The 18,584-nt window shown below is 42.4% G+C and carries 18 protein-coding genes; 10 read left to right on the forward strand and 8 right to left on the reverse strand.

The features are described from left to right. Nucleotides 1-86: 86 nt before the first annotated feature. Nucleotides 87-734 (reverse strand): hypothetical protein, encoded by a 648-nt coding sequence (locus B2400_RS00490; protein WP_293930126.1) that lies wholly within the window; start codon nucleotides 732-734, stop codon nucleotides 87-89. Between the two features lie 519 nt (nucleotides 735-1,253). Continuing rightward, entirely contained in the window at nucleotides 1,254-2,699 is a 1,446-nt protein-coding gene (locus tag B2400_RS00495) for a DUF3943 domain-containing protein (RefSeq protein WP_293930127.1), read from the reverse strand. A 180-nt stretch (nucleotides 2,700-2,879) separates the two neighbouring features. Between B2400_RS00495 and B2400_RS00500 the strand changes: the two genes are divergently transcribed. Beyond that, nucleotides 2,880-3,569 carry a hypothetical protein gene (locus tag B2400_RS00500; protein WP_293930129.1) on the forward strand — a complete coding sequence of 230 codons (690 nt, stop codon included), beginning with the start codon at nucleotides 2,880-2,882 and terminating at the stop codon, nucleotides 3,567-3,569. Nucleotides 3,570-3,635: 66 nt separating this feature from the next. Here B2400_RS00500 and cysM read toward each other — a convergent pair whose 3' ends face one another. Genes cysM through B2400_RS00520 form a run of 4 tightly spaced genes read right to left on the reverse strand, consistent with a single transcriptional unit; the run spans nucleotide 3,636 to nucleotide 6,513 of the window. After that, a complete protein-coding gene (gene cysM / locus B2400_RS00505; RefSeq protein WP_293930130.1) occupies nucleotides 3,636-4,508 on the reverse strand; it encodes a cysteine synthase CysM in 873 nt (290 codons plus the stop codon). Continuing rightward, complete coding sequence (locus B2400_RS00510; protein WP_375542871.1) at nucleotides 4,508-5,317, reverse strand: serine O-acetyltransferase; 810 nt, start codon at nucleotides 5,315-5,317, stop codon at nucleotides 4,508-4,510. The genes cysM and B2400_RS00510 overlap by 1 nt, the downstream gene beginning before the upstream one ends. Nucleotides 5,318-5,354: 37 nt before the next feature. Further along, a complete protein-coding gene (locus B2400_RS00515; protein WP_293930133.1) occupies nucleotides 5,355-5,738 on the reverse strand; it encodes a DUF3037 domain-containing protein in 384 nt (127 codons plus the stop codon). Next, nucleotides 5,728-6,513 (reverse strand): HipA family kinase, encoded by a 786-nt coding sequence (locus B2400_RS00520; RefSeq protein WP_293930134.1) that lies wholly within the window; start codon nucleotides 6,511-6,513, stop codon nucleotides 5,728-5,730. Before B2400_RS00520 ends, B2400_RS00515 begins: the two co-directional genes overlap by 11 nt. Before the next feature lie 191 nt (nucleotides 6,514-6,704). On the opposite strand from B2400_RS00520, the gene B2400_RS00525 reads away from it, so the two are divergent. The 7 genes from B2400_RS00525 to gldG all read left to right on the forward strand — a co-directional run bounded on the left by B2400_RS00525 (nucleotide 6,705) and on the right by gldG (nucleotide 14,052). Continuing rightward, entirely contained in the window at nucleotides 6,705-7,253 is a 549-nt protein-coding gene (locus B2400_RS00525; protein ID WP_149526914.1) for a DUF1599 domain-containing protein, read from the forward strand. Beyond that, entirely contained in the window at nucleotides 7,253-8,458 is a 1,206-nt protein-coding gene (locus B2400_RS00530) for a BT_3928 family protein (protein ID WP_293930136.1), read from the forward strand. The genes B2400_RS00525 and B2400_RS00530 overlap by 1 nt, the downstream gene beginning before the upstream one ends. Next, complete coding sequence (locus B2400_RS00535) at nucleotides 8,458-8,985, forward strand: shikimate kinase (RefSeq protein ID WP_293930137.1); 528 nt, start codon at nucleotides 8,458-8,460, stop codon at nucleotides 8,983-8,985. Before B2400_RS00530 ends, B2400_RS00535 begins: the two co-directional genes overlap by 1 nt. Next, nucleotides 8,975-9,928 (forward strand): glycerophosphodiester phosphodiesterase family protein, encoded by a 954-nt coding sequence (locus tag B2400_RS00540; protein WP_293930138.1) that lies wholly within the window; start codon nucleotides 8,975-8,977, stop codon nucleotides 9,926-9,928. The genes B2400_RS00535 and B2400_RS00540 overlap by 11 nt, the downstream gene beginning before the upstream one ends. Before the next feature lies 1 nt (nucleotide 9,929). Next, entirely contained in the window at nucleotides 9,930-10,637 is a 708-nt protein-coding gene (locus B2400_RS00545; RefSeq protein WP_293930140.1) for an ATP-binding cassette domain-containing protein, read from the forward strand. A 216-nt stretch (nucleotides 10,638-10,853) separates the two neighbouring features. After that, nucleotides 10,854-11,435, forward strand: coding sequence for a porin family protein (locus B2400_RS00550; protein ID WP_149526918.1), 582 nt, complete (start codon nucleotides 10,854-10,856; stop codon nucleotides 11,433-11,435). A gap of 211 nt (nucleotides 11,436-11,646) precedes the next feature. Continuing rightward, nucleotides 11,647-14,052 (forward strand): gliding motility-associated ABC transporter substrate-binding protein GldG, encoded by a 2,406-nt coding sequence (gene gldG, locus B2400_RS00555; RefSeq protein WP_293930143.1) that lies wholly within the window; start codon nucleotides 11,647-11,649, stop codon nucleotides 14,050-14,052. A 141-nt stretch (nucleotides 14,053-14,193) separates the two neighbouring features. Here gldG and B2400_RS00560 read toward each other — a convergent pair whose 3' ends face one another. Beyond that, nucleotides 14,194-15,684 carry a succinate CoA transferase gene (locus B2400_RS00560; protein WP_293930145.1) on the reverse strand — a complete coding sequence of 497 codons (1,491 nt, stop codon included), beginning with the start codon at nucleotides 15,682-15,684 and terminating at the stop codon, nucleotides 14,194-14,196. Nucleotides 15,685-16,044: 360 nt separating this feature from the next. Between B2400_RS00560 and B2400_RS00565 the strand changes: the two genes are divergently transcribed. Then, nucleotides 16,045-16,857 (forward strand): AraC family transcriptional regulator, encoded by an 813-nt coding sequence (locus B2400_RS00565; protein ID WP_149526921.1) that lies wholly within the window; start codon nucleotides 16,045-16,047, stop codon nucleotides 16,855-16,857. A 12-nt stretch (nucleotides 16,858-16,869) separates the two neighbouring features. Continuing rightward, nucleotides 16,870-17,724: a 3-keto-disaccharide hydrolase gene (locus tag B2400_RS00570; protein WP_293930147.1), complete on the forward strand. Its 855-nt coding sequence runs from the start codon at nucleotides 16,870-16,872 to the stop codon at nucleotides 17,722-17,724. Nucleotides 17,725-18,292: 568 nt separating this feature from the next. On the opposite strand, the gene rpsT is transcribed toward B2400_RS00570, so the two are convergent. Continuing rightward, complete coding sequence (gene rpsT / locus B2400_RS00575) at nucleotides 18,293-18,547, reverse strand: 30S ribosomal protein S20 (RefSeq protein WP_149526923.1); 255 nt, start codon at nucleotides 18,545-18,547, stop codon at nucleotides 18,293-18,295. Nucleotides 18,548-18,584: the final 37 nt, after the last annotated feature.

Raw genomic sequence — 18,584 nt, forward strand, 5'->3', positions numbered from 1 at the left:
TTTCTGAAAGTGTCTGTTTTCAAAGGCCATCAAGAACTTTCATTCCTGTTGGTATTTCAATGGAAACATGACAGTTTTATTTCGGGTTAGAATACTTTCTTGAACCCCGTATTCAAACGTAAAAAGAATTCTGACTCCCTGTCTTCCCCAAACACAATTCCCGGACCTACTTCAAAATTAAATACAAAGTTCTTACCCAGGTTTCTGTTCATCCCCCAAACGGCTGAGGCGAATCCGATGTAGTTTTTAGAAAATCCCTGACTTTCCATGGTATATGTCTCGGTTTTTACCTTCTCCGTTGTCCAACCTTCCAAACCATTGATCAGTCGCAATCCAATATAGTTCCCCGCATTATTGTTCACATTCTTGCCTGCCTCAACACGCTTATTCATGTTATAATAGTATTTATACGCCAGGCCAATATTCGGAGTCAGGTAAAGCTGAAATCGCCTCTCTTTCTCTTCAATCCGATCTTGATTAATCTTGACATAAGAATTTGAGTAAGCAAAAATCAAACTGGCATCTAGACCCGCTGTAAACTCGAAGGTTGACTTTGGAGAAATTGGTGTCTCATAGATGTATCGAACTCCGGGAGTTGCCGGTGAAAGTTCGACTGCATGCAATTTTTGCAAGTGTAAATCCTCACTTTGCGCAAACGCGAAGTTACCGGATGCCGCAATCGAAAGAAGAAAAGCAAAGAGAGCCTTGCTCAATAAGGAGTAGTTTTTTTTCATAAAATATTAAATAGTTTTCACGCAATAAACATAAGAATATTTTAACATTATTTCCCACAATAGAGATTAAATAATCGTTAAAGAGCAAGAGGGGATTGCGAGCAATCAAACCTCAATAAATGCCCTTTCAGACCCAAATCAAAGCCCTTTCAGAAGGGGTTTGATTTGGGTTTGAAAGGGTTCTGAAAGGGTTTTGTATTGGGATTGATTCATTGCAGCTATATTTTTGTCTGAACCAAGAAATGAAGGGAAATTTGTCTTGAACCAGGAAAGGAAGGAAATTTTGTTTTGAACCAGGAAAAAAAGGATGTAAGGATCGACAGGATCGGGTTTTGCGGCGTATAAAAGGATTTAAGGAAATTTTGTTTTGAACCAGGAAAGAAAGGATGTAAGGATCGACAGGATCCTGCATATCCTTTTTTTCCTGGTTCAAAGACAAAACATCCTGCATACCCTTGAAAATACCACCAAAACAGGACGCCACAGGTCTAATGTCTAACATCTAATATCTAAGCCCGCTTAGAAAAAAATATTATAACCAATAGACAGCCTTCCATAAGGATATTCCCTATTGAAATCTGGGTATTGCTCGTCTTTAAAGTGACCTTGTAGGTTGAAGTAACCGGAGCTTAAATTAATGGACCAGCGCTTGTATAAGCGCAGGCTGGCTTCGGTATTAAGTCCGTGGAGGATATAATATGAATCATTACCGGAGATGGTGAAGAACACGCCACCATTATAGTCTGCAGAGATCATGAGTGTGTTCAGGAGGCTGAGCTCTCCGCGGAAGCGGTAGGATGCTCCCGGGCCATAGTTGTAGTTCCTGCTTGCTCCGTACAGTAGGTAGGGATCGGGAACCGCAGCTAAAACTACGGCACCGGCACCGACGCTCAGGTTTAAACGATTATTCTTCTTATAGCGGAACTCGGATACCCAATTGTAGTTGATACTTTGTGCACCATAGAAGAATGCATCGTTGTTGTAGAAATCATAATGCGCATTGAGGGTTCCGAAGTGTTCGCCTTTTTGCGACTTAAAGAATTTGGCGCCATAGAGCAGTGCATGCACGTTGACGGCATTGATGAATGAGCTATCGCCGCTTCCCAATTCTAAGTTCACGGAGAACTGATCAAATGGTCTTTTGTAATTATGATCGCCATTGGAATAGCGGAAGCGGAGGCGTCCGTAGAAAGCGTTCTTTCCCTTCGCCAGGAAGTCGCCCTCCTTCGCATCGAACCGACGGAAACCCATGTCGACTTCTGCAGCAATGACAGATGAGTCTACTAGAAAGTAATCTTCCACATTCTTGCCCCATTTACCGTCGAGCAGGCGGTTTAAGCCACTTACCGGATTGACGATGGTCGCGACGATCTCATTTCCGATACGGTTATGATGATGTTTGTTTCTTGCTAAGATGTTTCGGGATACGCGATGCATCATCTCACCTAAAAGGATCCCCCCGAAGGTTGTGTTCACGAGGTCGTTGATCGAAGGATGTTGCGTTTCGCCGGCTGTTTCCCAAATATAACTTCCTGCCACAGTAGCTATGCTCGACTCATAGAAATTATAGCCATTGCTGCGGAATGCATTGAAATAAATCTGCCCGTGAAAGGGATGGTCGATTTGATTGGTGGTAAATTGGTTATCATCCCAGTCCCAAGCACTAAATCGCTGATGGTCTATAAAATTCTGAAACGTGATATAAGAATAGGGGTCGCGTGTAATAAAGCGATTGAAGGATGCGGGTAATGCCTGCGCCAGGAACCACTCCGCTCCTGCGCGCCAGAACTTTTTCTCTCTTTTGGGGTTCAAGTTCCAGGTCAACGTATCTTTCAGGAAAGCAGGATCTTTAAAACGGAGCGAATCCGCTGTGCTAATTTGTAGGGAGTCCGATTGCGCCAAGCTGGATTGGCAAGTAGAGAGTACAATGAGAGAAGTGAGCAGCGTAATAATAAAGTGTCGCAATGGTATTAATGATTTAAAATATCTGCAAATTTAATTCTTTTCCGTGAGAGATATAAATTCCGTCGTGGAAGATACATTCGAATGACGATATCCCGGCCGCAGAAACTCTCAAGAAAAGCAAACAGTTTGATACTTAAATGGTTTTAATTATATTTAGTGATAACCAAAACGACAAACAACATGAAAAGAATTCTCTCAATCTTCCTTGTTATTTTGCTTTCCACGAGCCTTTATGCTCAGGAAAAGGCAGCAACAAACGGCGCCTACTTGGCAAAAGATGGTCAAACCAATCATTTGATGTTATTGATCGATGGCTATTTATCATACATTAAATATGAAGACAACAAATACCTCTCTACCTGGGGAGGTCCATATACGACTGACGCAAATAGCCTGACTGTTAAAATAGAATACAGCGATGCTAATCCGGCAGAGGTAGGTGCTGACAAAACGTTAAAAAGCATTCTGAGCGCTCAAAATGTGAACATCGATGGGCTCGATTTCAAAAAACAAAATGCAAAAAAACAAGGCCTTGATGGGCTTTGGCGCATCACCGGCCGCCAACAAGATAACAAGATGTCGACCATTGCGCGTGGCGATCGTAAAACGATCAAATTACTTGTCGATGGCTACTTCCAGTGGATCGCCATTAATCCGGCAGAGAAAGGATTCTATGGTACTGGTGGTGGTAAATACAGTTTCAACAATAATGATTACGTAGAAGAGATTGTATTCTTCTCGAGAGACAATAGCCGTGTTGGCGCAAAATTAACTTTTAAGGGGGAGATAAAAGATAAGGATTGGCATCACTCGGGACTCTCGTCGAAAGGAGACCCTATCTATGAAGTATGGTCTTTGGATGGAAGGTAATACCGTTTCGAAACTTGAATAAGTTGCGCCAGTAAAGGAAGTTTTACTGGCGCAGCTATTTATAGGCTATCCGAATAAATCGGAGCTTAGGTATCGATCTCCTCTATCGCAAACGATAAAGACAATGACGCCTTCTTCGATTTCATTTGCAACTTGAAGGGCAGCGTGGAACGCTCCGCCGGAGCTCATGCCGGCAAACACCCCCTCTAGGCGAGCTAGTTCTCTTGCCTTTTGCGTAGCATCTGACTGTGCAATATCGATTACTCGGTCTACGCGTGAGGCATCGAAAATCTTAGGCAGATATTCCTTTGGCCATCTTCGGATTCCGGGAATGGAAGATTCTTCCGTTGGCTGGCAGCCTACGATCTGTATTTCTGGGTTTTGCTCTTTTAAGAACATTGAACAGCCCATAATGGTACCGGTTGTTCCCATTGCACTCACAAAGTGCGTAATCTTGCCTTCCGTATCTCGCCAGATTTCCGGTGCGGTGGTCTTGATGTGTGCCGCATAGTTGTCTGGATTCGCAAACTGATTTAAGATAAAATATTCGCCTGTTGCGGCCTTTTCTTCGGCATAGTCGCGGCAAATTTCCATGGTTTCCAATAAGGTTACTTTAGCACCAAAGGCTTCCATCGTCAAGGTGCGCTCGCGCGTCGACGTGGAAGGCATCACCAACTCCATCGATAAACCAAACATACTCGCAATCATCGCCAGGGCAATTCCAGTATTACCGCTAGTTGCCTCGATCAGCTTGGTATCCTTATTAATTTCTCCACGTTCCATTGCCGAGCGAATCATATTCAAGGCTGCGCGGTCCTTCACGGAACCGCCAGGATTGTTGCCTTCTAGTTTGGCGTATATCTTAACCTTTGGGTTGTTGTGAAATCGAGTAATTTCGACCAAAGGGGTGTTTCCTATTGTCTCTATAATATTTCCCATTATGCTAGCGGTTTAGAGTCGATAAATTTAGAATTCGGTTGATGATATACAGTCGTGTATGGTGCGACGCTCGCAGTTAGCCATACATTCCCGCCGATAACAGAGTGATGTCCGACGATGGTTTCCCCACCGAGGATGGTTGCTCCGGCGTAGATGATTACATGATCTTCGATAATAGGGTGACGCTGTGTATTGGACAAGCTCTTGTCTACGCTTAAAGCTCCCAGCGTTACGCCCTGATAAAGTTTCACATGCTTTCCGATGATACAAGTTTCACCAATCACGACACCAGTTCCATGGTCAATATGCAAGTATTCGTCAATGCGCGCGCCCGGGTGTATATCGATTCCTGTTTTGGAATGTGCATACTCGGTCAGGATACGCGGAATCAAAGGGATTCCTTGAATCAATAATTCGTGCGCAATGCGGTAGATGCAGATCGCCAGAAAGCCGGGATAGGTTCGTATCACTTCGTTCAAGCTCTTTGCTGCCGGATCGCCGTCGAGGATCGCCTGTGCGTCGGTCAGCATAACCTGATAGTTCTGCGGCAGCTTTTCAAAGAAAGTCGCTGCCACCTTCTTCACATCACATTCTGCACAGGCCTTTGTTTTGAGCAATAGCTGGTACAACTCGGCTTCGGATACCTGAAAGGCAGCCTCCACATCGGCTTGCTCATGGTAGGTGTGCGAATTGCGCTCTGGGAAGAGCAGGTGCATCAATGCGACTGCCCACTGCGCAATCTGTTTATTGCTGGGCATATCTTGAACGGCTTGTTGCTTCTGGAAGATATGCTCATAAAAGTCTTTCATATTCATAAGTATGCGTTCTAATGCTAAATTACGGGTTTTATAGCACTAATTTTTCGAATAATTCTTGATGCGTCGTTGCGGCATCGATACATAAGCCCGGGTGAACAGGCGAGCACTGGATAAGGGTGCTTCGGTAGGCTGTTAACCATCGGAAGCGTTCGGTTTGATCAAGTTGGGCTAATGTACCTCCATCTTTTGATCCTTGGCAAACCTGGCGCATTGAATGTAAATGGGCTTCGATTTGTTCAAAGTCGATATCCTTCGCCAAGTGACAACATCGTTCCTGATCGACATTATACAGGATTTCAGCATAGCGCTGTTTTCGGCAATACAGCAGCACGCCAATATTCAAGAATTCCTCTCTTTCCACACGAGGAACCAGCCGAACTACGGCATATTCGTATAGGGTTCTATCGTGCATCTTGGATTTGATTTACAAAAATTTCAGATTGTTCGGCGCGTCGAGCGATAAATTCGACGTAAACTTCGCGCACCTCAGTTGCCGTTAGATTCCTGACATCGTCGATTAGCCACTCGTCGGGAATCGCAGAAAGCACCTTCGCGATGTTCTCGCGGGTAAACAAGCCTTTGTACTCTTGATCGACCTTTGCTACTTCGGATGCTTGATTCAGCAATACATGATCCTTGATCTGTACAAATGGCTTCTCAATCTGTTCCTCCCAGTTATCCCAACTGTGGTGAAAGTACAACGCCGCTCCGTAGTCGATTATCCAAAGCTCTTTATGCCAAACAAGCATATTGGTGTTCTTCGCAGTGCGATCAACATTCATCAGTAATGCATCTAACCACACAATCTTCGATGCTTCTTCCGCACCAATGGTATCTACATTGGCATCAAAAGTTATGGAACCATTCAGGAAATGTACGCCGAGGTTCTTGCCTTCGGAGAATTTAAGCAGATCTTGGATCTCTTCATCGGGTTCAGTCCGTCCGAAGCCGACATCCAAATGGGCAAACACCATCTCCGGGACGCGCAGCCCCAGAAAACGCGCCAATTCACCACCGATAAATTCTGCGACCAATGCTTTCTTCCCCTGCCCTGCTCCTCGGAATTTAATAACATAGCTGAAACCGTCATCCGCATCGACCAAGCCCGGTAGAGAACCCCCTTCACGAAATGGCTGTATATAGCGGATAATATTTACCTCCCTAATTTCAGGACTCTTTATTTCCATTGTAGATTGTTTAAATTTGATAGGCTACTGAAAGTCTATAGCAACAGATTTTTCCTGCTGTATCTTCAAAGGTAGCGGAAAACAGCAAAAATTCGGAACTAAACCTAAAAATGTACACTGGCTTGACCATAAGGTCTAGTTAATTCTCGTTATATTTGTGAAAATTAGCATCAAAAAGTACTCAATATTATATGGATACCATCTCTGAATACAACCGTGTCATCGCTCAATGTCAAGATTTATTTATCAAGAAGACAAAAGATTATGGTACGGCTTGGCGCATTATGCGCCTGACTTCGATTACCGATCAGCTTTATATCAAAGCACAGCGCATCCGTACGTTGGAAGTAAAGAAGGTTTCTAAGGTGGGCGAAGGAGTAATCGACGAGTATATCGGTATCATCAATTACTGCGTTATCGCGATGATGCAGTTGGAACTCGGCGAAGATGGAGAAGATAATCTGGACCCGGCATATGTCGAGGCGAAATACACGGAGAAAGTGAATCTGACACGTGATCTGATGTTGGCGAAGAATCATGATTATGGCGAAGCATGGCGCGATATGCGCGTTTCCTCATTGACAGATATGATCCTAACGAAGTTACATCGTGTGAAACAAATTGAAGACAACAACGGCGAGACCTTAGTATCAGAGGGTCTAAACGCCAATTACCAAGATATGCTAAACTATGCGGTCTTCGCATTGATTAAATTGGGTTTAGCAGAAAAAGCAGAATAATGACATATACAGGCAGTTTCAACACGCAAAAAAAAGAAAAACCAGTTTTATGGCTATGGATTCCTAGGCTCATCGTCGGGATATTATTCATCTTTTCCGGATTAATAAAAGCGAACGACCCACTCGGATTCGGATATAAACTTCAGGAGTATTTCCATGTTTTCGGTCTGAATTTCCTTAATGATTATACCCATTGGATTGCTATTGCGCTATGTGCTTTAGAGATTATCCTTGGTGCTTTGCTGATCTTGGGAATTGCCGGAAGAAAAGTCGCATGGGGATTATTTTTACTGATTATCTTCTTTACTTTCTTGACTTTTTACTCTGCTTTCTTCGAAGTGGTGAAATCCTGCGGTTGTTTTGGCGATGCTATTCCATTAACTCCTTGGGAGTCCTTTATTAAGGATATCGTATTATTAGCATTGATCATCCCTCTTTTTATTTATAGAGACCGTATCAAGCCGTTTATCAGAAGCTTATTTACGCGTAATTTATTGACGCTTTTTATTATTATCGCTTCTTTTGGAATCGGCATCTACACCTTATATTTCCTTCCGTTCGTTGATTTCCTACCATACAAAGAGGGAAATAACTTGGTCGAACTTCGCAAGATTCCGGGAGGTGCTGAACCTGATGTTTATGAGCATATTTATCAGCTGAAGAACAAAACTACGGGCGAGATCAAGAAGGTGACCGATAAAGAATATTTGGGCGAAAAGTTGTGGGAAGATGAGAATTTAGAGGTTATTGGCGATCCGGAAAGCAAGCTGATCAAGAAGGGTTTCGAATTGCCTATTCCTGATTTAATCATTACGGATATCGAAGGTACTGACCGTACAGAGGAAGTGATCAGCAACCCATACTTTAACTTTATCGTCGTGAGCAGAGATTTGACCAAGCTTTCACCATTTGATTTTAAAGCATTGGATCGCATTAATAATACCATTCGAGAACTTTCTGAGGACTATAATATTCGCGCAATCTTAGCGACTGCATCTTCAACTGAAGATGTGAACTATCTGAATGATCAGATGGACCTGGTACTGGAAACTTTCTATGTGGATGCTGTGCCTTTGAAGAGCATGGTCCGTTCGAATCCAGGCGTGATGTTGATGCTGAATGGCGTTGTGGTCAAGAAATGGTCGCAACACAATTTCCCAACGAAAGAGGAGCTGATTAAGAACTATTTCGATAAAATGCAATAATGGGTAAGCCGGTATTTTTGATTGGGTTTATGGGCAGCGGAAAGACCACCTGGGGAAAGAAGTTGTCGAATGCCTTGGGAGTTCCGTTTATCGATATGGATCATGTCATTGTGGAGAAAATCGGGATGAGCATCCCGGAATACTTTCAGCAGCATGGCGAAGAAGCTTTCCGTAAAGTGGAACAACTGGTGATGCAGGAGCAAGAAGGGCGCTCGGGCATTATTTCTACCGGCGGTGGCACCCCTTGTTATTTTGACAATATGGATTGGTTGCTGACGAATGGCACAGTGTTATACTTGAAGCATAGTCCGAAGTCGTTATGGAATAGACTAAGTCAATCCGACGTTAATAAACGCCCTGCATTGAAGGGATTCTCAGGTGAAGAACTATTAGCATTCATTGAAGAGAAATTAGCTGAGCGAGCGCCATATTACGACAGAGCGCATATACATGTTGATCAGATCAACACTCCTTTAGAAAAACTTATTTCAATTATTGAAGAATACCAAAAGAACGATGCTGATTAGAGTTAGTAAGATTATTGGTTTAGCCGCTTTCCTTTTAATCGGTGCCACGGGCTGTTTCCGTGGAACTGCACCTGATAATGTAGAAATGTATCCAAAAGTTTCTCAACGTTTCAATATCAACAGCGTTGAAGAGTTTTACGACTTTCTAACCTATTCTGAAAATTCCTATCCTTTGATCAGTGCGCATCGTGGTGGCGGTTTCCCAGACTATCCCGAAAACTGCATTGCATCTTTTGCGGAATTAGCAAGAGAAATGCCGGCTATCATCGAGTGCGATGTGCGTATTACAAAAGACTCTGTACTCGTCTTGATGCATGACGAAACGCTGAACCGCACTTCAACTGGGAAAGGCAAAGTTATCAATAAGACATACGCTGAGCTAAAGGATCTGAAACTAAAAGACTCCGAAGGACAAGTTACGCGTTATGGCATCCCTACATTGGAGCAAGCGCTTATTTGGGGTAAGAATGCTGTGATCTATACCTTAGATGTAAAGAAAGAAGTTCCTTACGAATTAGTGGTTGATCTGATCCGCAAGACGCAGACAGAGACAAACACGATTATTATTACTTATTCTGCTAATCAGGCAGCGGTTGTCAACCGTTTGGCTCCAGACTTAATGATATCGGCCAGTATCAAAAAACCTGATGACTTAACACGCCTAAGCAATTTAGATATTCCTGATAATAGATTGGTTGCCTTCGTAGGCACGAGCGAACCTGACTCGAGCTTGTACAAAGCACTTCGTTTGCATGGTATCAAGTCTATCTTGGGAACTATCGGCAACTTAGACCGATCGGCAGAAAAAGCGGGCTATCAAGTCTATGCTGAATATGTGGATCGCGGTGCTGATATCCTTTCTTCCGACCGTCCTTATGAGGCAGCCAAAGCATTAGATTATTATATCAAGAAGCGTAATATCCGTTCTAAATACATTCAATAACATGGCGATTGAGGTTGACAAGCTTACGAAACTTTATGGGAAGCAACGCGCATTAAATAGCATTAGCTTTCAAACGAGCATTGGTAGGATTATTGGCTTTCTTGGTCCCAATGGTGCGGGTAAATCAACCTGCATGAAGGTATTGACGGGCATTCTCCCTTTCGAAGCCGGGTCTGTCAAGGTTCTAGGCATGGATGTGTCTAATCAGGCGCTCGCATTGAAGAAGAGAATAGGCTATCTCCCGGAGAACAATCCTTTATATCTTGATATGTATGTGCAGGAGGCGCTGTCTTTTGAGGCAGATCTGCATATGATTGCGAATAAACAACAACGTATCCGAGAGGTCATCGAACTTACAGGCCTACAAGCCGAACAGCATAAGAAAATACATCAGCTTTCTAAAGGCTACAAACAGCGCGTCGGACTGGCAATGGCAATTATCCATGACCCGGAAGTTCTTATTCTGGATGAGCCTACGACCGGCTTAGATCCCAAACAGATCATTGAGATTCGGAATCTCATAAAAACCCTAGGGAAAGAAAAAACAGTATTGCTCTCTACCCACATCATGCAGGAAGTGGAGGCCATCTGCGATGAAATCATCATCATCAATAAGGGTGAATTGAGACTACAGATTGCTAAGGCAGAATTTGCTTCTCAGTTTCCGGGCATGAGTATGGAGGAGATATTCGTGCAGCACAGCAACTAGGCTTGTGGTTGTTTCTCTACGCTTTCTTTTTTAATATTTCTCTTCAAAGTTTCTATATAATGTTACTGATAGTTTATTCGTTTACAGAATAAACAACAAATGTTTCTACGATGTTATAATAATATCAATATCGCAGACTCTATTTTTGTTGAATTTTAACAAATACCTAAACAATTTATCAGTACAACTGTTCATTATATATAAACACAATAGCATATGAAAAATTTATTACTTACCCTAGCTCTATCCGTTGGCTGTTTAAGCTACAGCAATGCACAAGTAGAAATTGAAACAAGGCCACAAACATCAGCAGATGTTGGTATGGATCCAATCAAACAAGGAAATTGGATGGTAGGTGGTTCTATAGGAAGTTTAGGTTATAGCTTTGAAGGCAAATCATTCAATATTAATGTTAACCCACGTGCTGGTTATTTTGTGACCGATGGTTTAGCAATCGGAGCTCAAGCAAACTTAGGCTTTACTTCTGTAAAAGATGCTGACAATGAATGGGGATATGGAATTTCGCCATTCGTTCGTTACTACTTTCCAGGTGGTGCCTCAGCAACAGGTCGTTTCTTCGGTCAAGGTGATATTGGTATCGGCGGATCTTCTGCAGGTAGCGATGTATCGTTAAACCTTGGTGCTAATGTTGGTTATGCGCATTTTATCACGCAGACTGTAGCATTAGAAGCTATGTTCGGATATAACTATTCGAAAGCAAATATTGATGCTGCGAATAAACAATCTGGACTTGGTGTTTCTGTAGGTTTCCAAATCTACTTACCAGGAAGACGTTAAGAGCAAAAACTAAAAGACTTTGGGCGCGAGGGATAGATATCTCTCGCGTTTTTTCGTATTAAAACCGACAGTCGCAGAACAGTTTACCTGTCTGTCTCTGCTTTCAAAGGAAATCAATGTGTTTTTATCGCTTTCGGTATCATCATGAAAAAAATGAACGTTTTGTTCCCAACGGGTAATTTTCTAATTTAGAGACCAAAATAAAGACCCTTTGTACAGTATTTTCAAAAAAGAGATTGCAAATTATTTCAACGCCTATACAGGATACCTGGCGATTGCGCTTTTCCTGTTGATAACGGGCTTGTTATGTTGGATTTTCCCGGATACCGCTATTCTTGAAGCAGGCTATGCTAACATGGATAGCTTCTTTAACCTTGCTCCTTACGTATTACTATTTCTTATCCCTGCTATCTGCATGCGCAGCATTGCCGGGGAAAAAGCTGATGGCACTTATGACTTACTGCTAAGTCGCCCGATATCGATAAGCCAGCTTGTCTTAGGGAAGTTCTTCGGTGCTTTGGTAATTCTTGTTTTAGCTATTGCTCCCACGCTTGTATATCCGATTAGTTTATACTTTCTAGCCAATCCCGTCGGTAATATAGACACTGGTGCTATTATTGGCTCGTACGTTGGATTGCTATTCTTGGGAATAGCCTTTATCGCCATCAGCATCTTTAGCTCCAGTATCAGCAAGAATCCTATTGTGGCGTTCCTGATTGCAGTCTTTGCATGTTTCTTTTTCTATTATGCTTTCGATGCAATCAGCGGTTTCTCCGCATTCTATGCTTTCGAATACGGGATTAAACAGTTCGGGATTCAGGAACACTATTTCAATATCAGCCGCGGTGTATTAACGGGTGCTGACTTGATCTATTTCATATCGCTTGCCTTTATCTTTATTGTCTTTACAATCGGTCATCTGAATCGCTTTTTCACAGCGACACGGAAGACGATGAGCATGTATGCGGGTGCTATTGTATTGGTTTTAGTTCTCAACCAATCCTTTATTACTTCCCATTTAGGCCGGATAGACTTTACTGCCGACAAGCGATTTACGCTGTCGGACACAAGTAAGGACTTGGCAAAATCAATAAAGAAAGATATTCAGGTTACTATATTTCTGGATGGCGATCTTCCCAATGGTTTTTCTCGGTTGAAGAATAGCGCTGTCGAAATGCTGAACAATCTTCGTTCTTACAACAGCGGTAAAATAAGCTTCAACGTAATCAATCCATTGGAAGGCAGTGAAAAGGAAAGAAGCGAATTTAGCAATGCGCTTATACAACGTGGATTATACCCTACAAATCTCAATGTTAAAAGCGATGGCGGAATGTCGCAAAAAGCGATCTTTCCTTGGGCAATCGTAGGCGATGGTGAACAAGAGATTGCTGTCAATCTATTGCAGACGAAGATGGGTGCTGCCCCAGAGGATGTGCTTAACAATTCTGTTCAGAACTTAGAATATGCCTTTGCAAGTGCCCTAAAAAAGTTGAATAGTGGCGAGACTCCTTTTATAGGTTTCACCGAAGGTCATGGCGAGCCTAGCGATCTAGAATTATATGATGCGATGCAGTCGCTGATGTCTACCGGACAGGTAGGCCGTGTAAACTTAGATTCGACAAATTACCAATCGTTAGATCAGCTATCACTAATGATTGTCGCGAAGCCACAGCGAGCTTTCAGCGAAGCGGAGAAATATAAGATAGACTATTTTGTTAGAAACGGAGGCCGCATTATCTGGGCTATTGACCCGATTGATGCGAGCTTAGACCATATCCGGCAATCCGGCAGCCAGCCACTCGTAACGCGACAACTGAACTTGGAAGATCAGCTGTTTACTTATGGCGTCCGGATTAACTATGATTTGATTGCCGATTTAAACTGCGGCCAGATTCCGGTGACAATAGGCAATATATCGGGACAGCCGCAGATTGAGCTGGCACCTTGGTATTTCTTCCCTATCCTGGTCCCTACCAGCAAATCAAGTTTGGTAAAAAACCTCGATGGAATACGTACGGAATTTATCAGTACATTGGATACCGTCGCTAGTCATGGTATACTAAAAGAGGTTATTCTAACCTCCTCCCCATTTAGTAGAGTGGTGACTCCACCTAGCCAAATCGGATTACAGCTATTGGACGAACAACCTGATCCTAATAAATTTAAATCAAAGCCACTTCCGGTAGCAGTTATGTTGGAAGGAAAATTCCCATACCTCTATGAGAACCGTCCTACTCCGGAAGGAATTGCTGAAGGGAAAGACTTAACTCAAGTTTCCAAAGACGCAAAAATGTTCGTTATTTCCGATGGTGATTGGCTGATTAATCAAGTCAACCAAGTGGATCAATCTCCTTTTCCTCTGGGCTGGGATCGATATACCCAACAGCAATTCGCTAATAAAACGCTATTGAATAATCTAGTAGATTACATGCTGTATGATGAAAGTCTGATCGCATTGCGTGGTCGCGAAGTGAAGTTGAGGTTATTAGATCAGGCGCAGGTAAAATCGGATAAGCTATTTTGGCAAGTCATTAATGTAGGAGTTCCAATTCTCCTGTTATTCCTATTTGCAGGGGCGCAGCAGTGGCTCCGCAAAAGAAAATACGGCAAGGTTTAAAGCACTTTCATGTTTCCGTTGAAACTACAACAGGAATGAAAGTTCTTGATGGCATTTGAAAACAGACAGTTTCAGAAAAAAGAAGCTGTCCTTTTTGGGGACAGCTACCTCTTTGCAAAAATATAAACAAAAAATAAAGTCTTATGCTTTCTTCATGCTACCCGTTTCGTTGAAACGGATGTGCCAGCTGAAAGATTCCTCTAATAAATGAGGCGTATGTCCTCCTCTTTGACAAGCTCTGTCAAAGTAGGATTGAAGTTCTTCCTTATAATCAGGATGCACACAATTATCTATAATCTTTTGCGCGCGTTCGCGAGGCGCTAGGCCTCTTAAGTCTGCCAAACCTATATCGGTAACTAGAATATCGACATCGTGCTCTGTATGGTCTGTATGAGACACCATCGGCAAGATATGCGAGATCTTATTCTCTTTAGAAGCAGCCTGCGTTACGAAAATACTCAAGTAAGCATTTCTCGCAAAGTCTCCGGAACCACCAATACCGTTCATAATCTTCGTACCGCCGATATGGGTCGAGTTCACATTTCCATAGATATCAAACTCAATCGCTGTATTGATAGCAATAATTCCTAGACGACGAATAAGCCCCGGTGTATTCGAGATATTCTGCGGACGCAATACAAACTTATCTCTATAGCGTTGCAAGTTCCCAAATACGCGCTCATAACAAGCTTGAGATACTGTTACGGAAGACGCTGATGCAAAACTTAGCTTACCAGCATCGATCAGGTCGAATGTACTATCCTGCAACACTTCAGAGAACATCGTCAAGTCGTAGAAATTGCTATGTTTAAAGCCAGTCAATACTGCATTCGCTACTTTACCAATTCCTGCTTGAATAGGCAATAAACGATCTGTCAAGTGTCCTAGACGAACCTCTTCTTCGAAGAACTCGAGGATATGCTTCGCGATAGCCGATGTTTTAGCATCAGGCTCTGCGATATCCGCCGGGCTATCATGTTTGTCGGTAAATACGATAGCAGCAACTTTATCCGGATTCAATGGGATAGTCTTGCGACCAATCTTGTTCCACGGAGCAACAATTGGAATAACATTACGATGTGGGTAATCTTCCGCCTGATAGATATCATGAATACCATATACATCTTCAGGAATGGATGTATTGACTTCCAAAATGACCTTCTTTGCCAAAGACGCAAAGGTCACTGAGTTACCTACCGAAGTGGTCGGAATGATACTACCGTCTCTGTCGATATATGCTACCTCAATAACAGCAATATCTACATCCGGAAGGTTTTTATTGTGCAACAACTCCGCACTCTCGCTAAGGTGCTGATCGATAAATAGAACCTCACCTGAGTTAATCTTGCTACGAAGTACCGGATCTACTTGGAAAGGCATGCGTTTCTTCAATGCGCCTGCTTCCGCCAACTTACCATCCGTACCGTGACCTAAAGACGCGCCGGTCATTAGGGTAATCTTTATATTTTCAGTCTTTGCTCGCTCTGCCAATGCTGGAAGAACGACCTTACTATCTCCAGCTTTTGTGAAACCGCTCGATCCGACAACCATGCCATCTTCAATAAGTTTCACTGCCTCTTCGGCCGTAGTAACTTTGTCTTTTAGTCTTTCTAAACGAATTCTTTCTAACATTTCTTTACAATTAGACGCCTATTGTCAAGGCGTGGCAATATTAATCAATATTTTATTTTTAAAATTATCCATATTAGACAGTTAATTATTTGGTGCACAAAAAAAGTAACCAATTACTAACCAGTATATCAGAACGCATAAAACCACAGTAAATTCCTAATAAACAAACGATTATTAACATAGGCCACTAGAACGCGGAAGCTTTACGCAGTAAATATACGAAGGAAATCAGGATATGTTCATGACACAAATCATAAATTTCAGTGGGTTTCCACTCACATTTAAAGGCTTCAACACTGCATCTTTTGCATATATCAATAAAAAACTTGAAATTTATATCTCATAAATACATTTCCCTGGATGCATAAAGAATATGTTGACAAATATTACTTGACAGAAGTAGACACCTTTGACCATAGCATCTACTGTCATCATGCCGTAATGGGCGAACACCACGTTACGGAACATTACCACAAAAAAGGACAATTTCTATACACTGAAGGTGGTGTCGTATTCTTAAAAACTCCTGACAAATCGTACTTTCTTCCAGCGCGCCATTATATCTGGATTCCTGCCGGTGTAAAACATAGCATACACCCGAGCGGACCTCAAGTCGTAATGCGAAACCTATACTTCCCGCCCTTCGAAACAGACACAGCATTCTTCGAGAAGATCAATATCTATCCTGTTAGCGACTTATTGAATGAGCTGATTATGTTTACGAATCGATGGAATGGCAATATCTTCCCGGAAGAGGAACCTAAGTTTTCGATAGCCAAGGCTTTCAAGTTGATTCTGCCCGAGATCTCTCCGGCAGAACTCCCACTAGCACTTCCCTATCCGAAAAACGACAAGCTAAAGCAGATCGTCAATTACCTCGAGCAGAACATCTCCGAGAACATCAGTTTTAAATCTTTAGCGGAGCATTTCGATATCAGCGAGCGTACGCTGGCGCGATTGTTCCAGAAAGAACTGAACATGTCATACATCCAGTATTTTACGATACTACGCATGCTGACCTCCTTAAAACTATTGCTAGACGAGAAACTGAGCGTTAATGAAGTGGCTCTACGCGTTGGCTATAATAGTCTTCCGACCTTCAGCAATACCTTTAATAAGGTTATCGGCGTGCGCCCAAGCGAGTATGTAAAAAATAGAAACTTACTATTATAATCCCGAATAAAGATGAAGTTAAGATCCCTAACCCTCGGCTTAGCATTGGGGCTACTATGCGCATGCGGAAGCCAAGCGCAGGTAAGCAACAAGCCGGTTAAAACGCCAAAAGCGATACAGTTGTTCAACGGAAAAGACATGAAGGACTGGACGCCGAAAATAAGATTGCACGAAGTTGGAGACAACTATGCCAATACTTTCCGTGTCGAAGACGGTCTATTAAAAGTAAGATACGACGGATACGACAATTTCAATCAGCAGTACGGCCACCTCGCTTATAACAAGCCTTTTAGCTATTATGTATTACGCGTAGAATATCGTTTTGTAGACGAGCAAACTAAAGGCGGCGAAGGCTGGGCATGGCGAAACAGTGGCGCGATGCTGCACGGTCAGGATCCGAAGACGATGCTGAAGGGTCAGGATTTCCCTATTTCTATCGAAGGACAACTACTCGGTGGAGACGGCAAGAACGAAAGGACGAACTCCAACCTTTGTACACCCGGCACCAACGTCGTCATCAAAGAAAAGCTATTCACCCCACATTGCCTTAGCTCCACATCAAAAACCTACCATGGCGACCAATGGGTAACAGCAGAGTTCGTGGTATTAGGTGACTCTCTAATCCAACACGTATTAGATGGCAAAGTCGTATTAGAATACAACAAACCACAAATCGGCGGAAAGAATGTCGACAACTACGACCCTAAACAAAAAGTTGACGGCAAATTGCTAGACGGAGGATTTATCTACCTGCAAAGCGAAAGCCACCCTATCGACTTCAGAAAAGTAGAATTGTTTGATCTAAGCAACTACAAAGGAGATAAAAGCAAGCTGGAATCAGTAGTGAAGCAAATATTGGGGAATTAGATTTTAGACATTAGATATAAGACATTAGAGTATGCGGGCTACCTGCATACTCTTTTTTTTAGTAGTTAGTAGCTAGTATTTAGACCCGATCCTGTCAATCCTTGCATCCTTCCTTTCCTGGTTCAGACTAGATATTAGACAACAGACAACAGACATTAGACCCGATCCTGTCAATCCTTGCATCCTTCTTTTCCTGGTTCAGAAATAGTAGTCAGTAGCTAGTATTTAGTAGTTAGACCCGATCCTGCCAATCCTTGCATCCTTCCTTTCCTGGTTCAAAACAAAACATCCTTCCTTTCCTCGTTCAACACGAACTTTCCTTCCTTTCTTGGTCCAAAGACACCCCCCCTTTCACAACAGAAACATCTGAACCAAAAAAAAAGGATGATATGATGAGCAGGATCTTAACAACCATAAATAAAAAAGACATTAGCGTATTCAGACCATACGCTAACGTCTCAAGTCTAATATCTAATGTCTTAAATCTAATATCTAAACTCTAAATCCTATCCAACAAGAAAAGGGATGTTTTCACATCCCTATATATCTTTTAGGAAAAAGCTACAGATTAACCTAACTTATTAACGAACTTCGCTAATTTAGATTTGTTGTTGTTTGCTTTTTTCTTGTGAATTACATTTTTCTTTGCCAAACGATCTAGCATAGAAACCACGCGTGGATATAACGCTTTCGCCTCTTCTGGATCTGTTGTAAGACGTAATTTTTTGATCGCGTTACGAGTTGTTTTTGCTTGGTAACGGTTTCTTAGACGCTTCGCAGCGTTAGCTCTAATTCTTTTGATCGCTGATTTATGATTTGCCATTTCTCTTAGCTATATATTTTAATCTTTTTATATTTAA

The sequence above is a fragment of the Sphingobacterium sp. UBA6645 genome, from assembly GCF_002455685.1.
Lineage (GTDB): Bacteria > Bacteroidota > Bacteroidia > Sphingobacteriales > Sphingobacteriaceae > Sphingobacterium > Sphingobacterium hotanense.

Bases quoted from the DNA above. Each gene is read 5' to 3' on its own strand.
- B2400_RS00520 (WP_293930134.1), bottom strand. From the start codon at position 6,513: ATGGAAATAAAGAGTCCTGAAATTAGGGAGGTAAATATTATCCGCTAT.
- B2400_RS00535 (WP_293930137.1), top strand. From the start codon at position 8,458: ATGGGTAAGCCGGTATTTTTGATTGGGTTTATGGGCAGCGGAAAGACC.
- B2400_RS00530 (WP_293930136.1), top strand. From the start codon at position 7,253: ATGACATATACAGGCAGTTTCAACACGCAAAAAAAAGAAAAACCAGTT.
- B2400_RS00560 (WP_293930145.1), bottom strand. From the start codon at position 15,684: ATGTTAGAAAGAATTCGTTTAGAAAGACTAAAAGACAAAGTTACTACG.
- B2400_RS00490 (WP_293930126.1), bottom strand. From the start codon at position 734: ATGAAAAAAAACTACTCCTTATTGAGCAAGGCTCTCTTTGCTTTTCTT.
- rpsT (WP_149526923.1), bottom strand. From the start codon at position 18,547: ATGGCAAATCATAAATCAGCGATCAAAAGAATTAGAGCTAACGCTGCG.
- B2400_RS00540 (WP_293930138.1), top strand. From the start codon at position 8,975: ATGCTGATTAGAGTTAGTAAGATTATTGGTTTAGCCGCTTTCCTTTTA.
- B2400_RS00510 (WP_375542871.1), bottom strand. From the start codon at position 5,317: ATGAAAGACTTTTATGAGCATATCTTCCAGAAGCAACAAGCCGTTCAA.
- B2400_RS00525 (WP_149526914.1), top strand. From the start codon at position 6,705: ATGGATACCATCTCTGAATACAACCGTGTCATCGCTCAATGTCAAGAT.
- cysM (WP_293930130.1), bottom strand. From the start codon at position 4,508: ATGGGAAATATTATAGAGACAATAGGAAACACCCCTTTGGTCGAAATT.
- B2400_RS00500 (WP_293930129.1), top strand. From the start codon at position 2,880: ATGAAAAGAATTCTCTCAATCTTCCTTGTTATTTTGCTTTCCACGAGC.
- B2400_RS00565 (WP_149526921.1), top strand. From the start codon at position 16,045: ATGCATAAAGAATATGTTGACAAATATTACTTGACAGAAGTAGACACC.
- B2400_RS00515 (WP_293930133.1), bottom strand. From the start codon at position 5,738: ATGCACGATAGAACCCTATACGAATATGCCGTAGTTCGGCTGGTTCCT.
- B2400_RS00570 (WP_293930147.1), top strand. From the start codon at position 16,870: ATGAAGTTAAGATCCCTAACCCTCGGCTTAGCATTGGGGCTACTATGC.
- B2400_RS00550 (WP_149526918.1), top strand. From the start codon at position 10,854: ATGAAAAATTTATTACTTACCCTAGCTCTATCCGTTGGCTGTTTAAGC.
- B2400_RS00545 (WP_293930140.1), top strand. From the start codon at position 9,930: ATGGCGATTGAGGTTGACAAGCTTACGAAACTTTATGGGAAGCAACGC.